The sequence below is a fragment of the Armatimonas sp. genome (assembly GCF_043760365.1).
GTDB lineage: Bacteria > Armatimonadota > Armatimonadia > Armatimonadales > Armatimonadaceae > Armatimonas.
The window spans coordinates 1-4,654 of the sequence record NZ_JAYUPA010000474.1 but is presented as its reverse complement, the minus strand read 5'-3'; the positions used below and the strand labels follow the sequence as shown (position 1 = coordinate 4,654).

At 60.0% G+C, this 4,654-nt stretch carries 4 protein-coding genes and 1 pseudogene; all 5 read left to right on the top strand.

Features of this window, described 5'->3' with window-relative positions; genetic code table 11:
* Positions 1 to 647 (top strand): annotated as a pseudogene (locus ACH2EH_RS11090) (replication-associated recombination protein A); the annotation flags it as partial.
* A complete protein-coding gene (locus ACH2EH_RS11085) occupies positions 648 to 1,796 on the top strand; it encodes a tetratricopeptide repeat protein (RefSeq protein ID WP_395141639.1) in 1,149 nt (382 codons plus the stop codon).
* 40 nt (positions 1,797 to 1,836) lie between these two features.
* Positions 1,837 to 2,349, top strand: a complete 513-nt coding sequence (locus tag ACH2EH_RS11080; RefSeq protein ID WP_395141638.1) for a GtrA family protein — start codon at positions 1,837 to 1,839, stop codon at positions 2,347 to 2,349.
* A 65-nt stretch (positions 2,350 to 2,414) separates the two neighbouring features.
* Positions 2,415 to 4,280 carry a ribonuclease E/G gene (locus ACH2EH_RS11075; protein WP_395141636.1) on the top strand — a complete coding sequence of 622 codons (1,866 nt, stop codon included), beginning with the start codon at positions 2,415 to 2,417 and terminating at the stop codon, positions 4,278 to 4,280.
* Positions 4,281 to 4,385: 105 nt separating this feature from the next.
* Positions 4,386 to 4,654: hypothetical protein (locus ACH2EH_RS11070; protein ID WP_395141635.1), on the top strand; the 269-nt coding region annotated here is incomplete at its 3' end.

The window sequence follows — 4,654 nt, the reverse complement described above, 5'->3', positions numbered from 1 at the left end:
GAGTCATCACTCTGGCGCACGCCGAGGAGGCCGTTGGACAGCGCTCCCTTGGCTACGATAAGTCTGGCGACACGCACTACGACATGGCCTCCGCACTCATCAAGAGTATACGGGGCTCTGACCCGGATGCGGCGATCTACTATCTGACCCGTATGCTCGAAGCCGGAGAGGAGCCGCGCTTTCTTGCCCGCCGCCTCGTCATTCTGGCATCGGAGGACATTGGCTGTGCCGATCCGAGTGCCCTGCCTCTTGCCATGGCGGGCTTTCAGGCTGTCGAGGTTATTGGCATGCCCGAGTGCGCTCTGAACCTGGCGCACGTGGCTCTCTATCTGGCGGCGGCTCCGAAGTCTAATGCCTGTACCAAGGCGCTGGGGCGAGCACGCGACGACATTCGCAATGCGGCGTTCTCGGGCATACCCAAGCCCCTGCGTGATAGCCACGCAAAAGGAGTTCAAGCACTCGGGCACGGGGTTGGCTACCTCTCTCCTCATGACTATCCTGAGGGGTTTGTGCGGCAGCGCTACTTACCTGAGGGGCTCCCCGAGAAAAAAGAGCCTTACTACCAGCCGACGGAAAACGGTGTCGAAGCGAAGATTAAGGCACGCCTTGAGCGTCTCTGGAGCGATAAAAGCGATGAGGCGAGCTAAATGCTAGACCAACGCGAAGCGGCGTGGCGCGAGGCTAAGAGCCCCGTGGAGCGCATTGATGCGGCCAACCGCCTGGCACAGGTGCTCGCTCAGACAGATGTCGGACGTTGCCGCGCACTGGCCGAGGAAACCTACGAGGCAGCCTGTGCGCTTGGCTACCTGCCTGGCGAGGCGGGAGCACTCCGTTACCGCGCCATCTGTCGGCTGATTCAGGCAGATTTAGAGGGAGCAGAGGCCGACTATCAAGCGGCTCTCGCACTGAGCCGGGAGCAGGGACTGCGGGAGATCGAGGGAAGCTGTCTTCTAGGGCTGAGCACGCTCCAACGCAAAGCGACCCACTACACCGAGGCGATGGCACTTCTTCTCGAAGCACGTCGCCTGCGTCAGGACGAGGGCGACCAGACGGGGGAGGTCGCCGTTCTTAACAATTTAGGGGCGCTCTGTCTGGAGCTTGGAAGCTACGATGAGGCGATGGCTTTCTTACTGGCGGGGCTGAAAATGGCGCGTGAGAACCAGCTCGCAGACTACGAGATCTTCTGCCTTTCCAATGTGGCAGGGATCAAGCGCGAGGCGGGGGATCTTGAGGGCGCCGCGGCGGACCTACATTTCTGCCTAGCCCTGGCGAAGACTCTGGGTAACAACTACATTCGCCCGCACTTACTCGCCGCTCTCTGTGAGGTGTACCTGAAAGAGGGCCGGATCGAGGAGGCGCTACGTGTCAACGAGGAAGCACTCACCCTGGCAAGTAGCGGAGAGGACCGTCAGGTGGAGCTCTCACTGCTGGTCCACTTGGGGATAATCTGTAACGAGCTGGGCATGCCCGAGGCTGCCGAGGCGGCGTTTACCCGGGCACTGGAGCGCACCGAGCGGCTGGGGGACTTAGAGCGACGGCTGGAGACACTCTGTCAGGCGGCAGCGTTCTATCAGAGCCAGGAGCGACTGCCCGAAGCCCGTCGGACATTTCATGAAGCGCTGGAGCAGGCCAATCAGGCAGGCGCACGTCGTCATCTCCCACGGGTGCTGCGTGGGCTGGCCGCCGTGGAGCCGGAGCAGGCGCACCACTACCAAGAGCAGGCCGATGCCATCGAGGCGGCGCTCAAGCAACAGGCCCTCAAGAGCCGCGAGCTTGCTTTAGAGGCGCTGGGCTAGTGTGGGTTAACACAGCCGGTGCGACGTGTTATAATGGCGTGTGCTATCGCTACTGCAACGACCCGGCGTTCGGCAACTGATCAAGTTTTGCCTCGTCGGGCTATCCTCTTTTATTATTGATGCGGGCTTATTATACTGGCTGCACTTTAATGTGGGATTGTCTGTGGCGATTGCGGGGACGCTCTCTTTTCTGTGTGCGGTTACCAATGGGTATTTTTGGAACAGTCGCTGGACCTTTCAGGATCGCCAGAGAGACGCCAAGAAGCAGTATCCAAAATTTCTGGCAACAAACGTGGTGGGCTGGGGCTTAAACCTCACTATCATGACGTCGGTGATTGTGTTGGCAATGCGTCTTGGAGTGATGCATACGCACCGAGAAACAAGTGAGATTCTCCAGATAATCGCGACCGGGCAGGGCAAGAGCGAGTTTAGCCCGTTTGTGCTGCTGGGAGCAAAAGTGGTGGCTACCGTGATTGTGGTCGCCTGGAATTTTACAGCCGCTCGGCTGTGGACGTTTAAAAAGACATCCACCGATGGGGTGGACTCTGAATAAGTACAAGTGTTGATTTGTTGGGGCGTGTGGCAGTGTTGCCCTACGCACTGATAGGAGATAGGTTTTTGAAGGAAATTATTGTCAATAGCGACGCGCGTGAGACGCGTATCGCTGTCCGCGAAGACGGACAACTGATTGAGTTGCATATTGAGCGCGATGAGCGTGTGGTGGGGAGCATCTACAAAGGGCGCGTGGATAATATCGTCGCCGGGATTGATGCCGCCTTTGTGGACATCGGGCTGGATCGCAACGCTTTTCTCTATGCTGGGGATATCATTCCGGGCGGCGGCGGTGACGACCTAGACGACGAAGGCAACTTCGACCGACGGGGGCGACGGCCACGCTCCCACACGCCCATCCGTGATCTCGTGCGGCGTGGACAAGAAGTGCTGGTGCAGGTTACTAAGGGCGCACGTAGCACCAAGGGAAGCCGGGTCAGCACTCGCATCTCGTTGCCAGGGCGCTACCTGGTCTTCATGCCGGAGGAGAACTCCACCGGGGTCTCGCGCAAGATAGACGATCCTCGCGAGCGGGATCGCCTGAAGAAGATTATTGAGGGCATTCGCAAGCCTGGCTACGGCCTGATTGTCCGCACCGAAGCCGAGGGCAAGACCGAGCGTGAGCTGCGCCAGGATCTGGAGTTTCTGGAGCGGACCTGGGCGGAGATTCGGGGCAAGGCCAATAAAACGCCCGCGCCTAACCTTGTCCACGCCGACCTTACTCTCCTGCTGCGTATTCTGCGCGATACCTTTGGCTCCGATGTTGAGAAGATGTATCTGGACTCCGCCGCTGAGTACAAAAAGGCCCACGAGCTTCTCGACTTTTTCGGCCCCAGCCTGAAAGATCGCGTGGTTCTCTACGATGGCGACAAGGCGATCTTTGAGCATTTTGCCATTGAGAGCGAGATCGAGCGCTTCCTCAAACGGCGGGTTCCGCTCAAGTCCGGCGGCTATCTGGTCATTGATCAGGCGGAAGCACTCACGGCGATTGATGTCAACTCCGGCAAGTTTGGAGGCAAGACCGAGGGGCTCAACGACACGATTGTCCAGACGAACCTTGAGGCTGTCAATGAGATCGCACGTCAGTTGCGGCTTCGTGATATGGGTGGCATTCTCGTGCTTGACCTGATTGACATGAACAACGCCGGGGATCGCCGCAAGGTTGAGCAGGCGTTCGAGAGTGCTCTCAAGACCGATAAAAACCGCTGTAAAGTCAGTCATATCTCCCCGCTGGGCCTGATCGAGATGACCCGCAAGCGCACTGGCGAGACGATCAATGAGCAGATGGACGAGATGTGTCCCTACTGCGCCGGAACAGGCCGGGTATCGTCGCCGCAGAGTGTCGCACTCAATATCGAGCGGGAGCTGCGGCGGCGTGCACGGAGCGAGAAGGGCGAGGCGTTCCTGGTGAGCTGCCATCCTCTGGTCGCTGCGGCAATGGTGGGTGAGGATGGCTCCGAGCTGGAGGAGCTGGAGCACGCGCTGGAGCGGGGAATCTATATCCGTGCCAATGAGCTGGGCCACCATGAGAAGTACGAGCTGACCACGGGGCGCTTAGACGACTTTGACCGGCGCTACGGCACGATCAAGCGTGGGCAGATGATTGACGCGCGGGTGTTGACCATTAGTGACGGGACGCCTCCGGTCGCGGCGGGTATCACGGAGGGCGGCATTATTGTCTTTGTGCCACCGACGGGCCGCCAGCCCGGGCATGGTGTTCGTGTCCGTCTCGCCGCCGTGAGCCGCTCCTTTGCCGTTGGCGAAGTGCAGGGCAAAGGCGGCAGTGGCGGCGGTGGCAGTGAGCCTCCCGCTGCGCCCAAGCCCGAACCACCCCGTGCCGCTCCCCGTGAAAAAGAGGCACCTGCCACCGATGACAACCGGAGCCGCCGCCGTCGCCGCCGTGGCGGACAGCGCACCGAAGCCGCCGCGTAACCTCATCCCCTCGCCCCCTCCCCCGGGCAGTCGCAGGCTCCTTGGGGAAGGGGGAAAGTTAGGGGCGGGGCTTTTTTTACGGCACGATCTTCGCGACGGGATCGCTTGCTGCCAGCCGCTCCCCACGGGCCGCGCATCGGTGCACACGTCGAGGCCCGCGCTCTTGATCTTCGCCTTATCGCCCTGGCTGATGTCTTCGATATGGGAGCCAAGCCGGGTAAAGCTGCCGTCAAAGGCTCTCTCCACCGTATTCAGAGCCGCTCTCTAAAGTGCTCGTTGCCGGGTCATGTAATTATAAGTGGTGATGCCGCCTGGAAGAGGGAGCGACTTTTACACCCAGAAAAGGACTTGACAACTGCATTCGTGCTAGAACG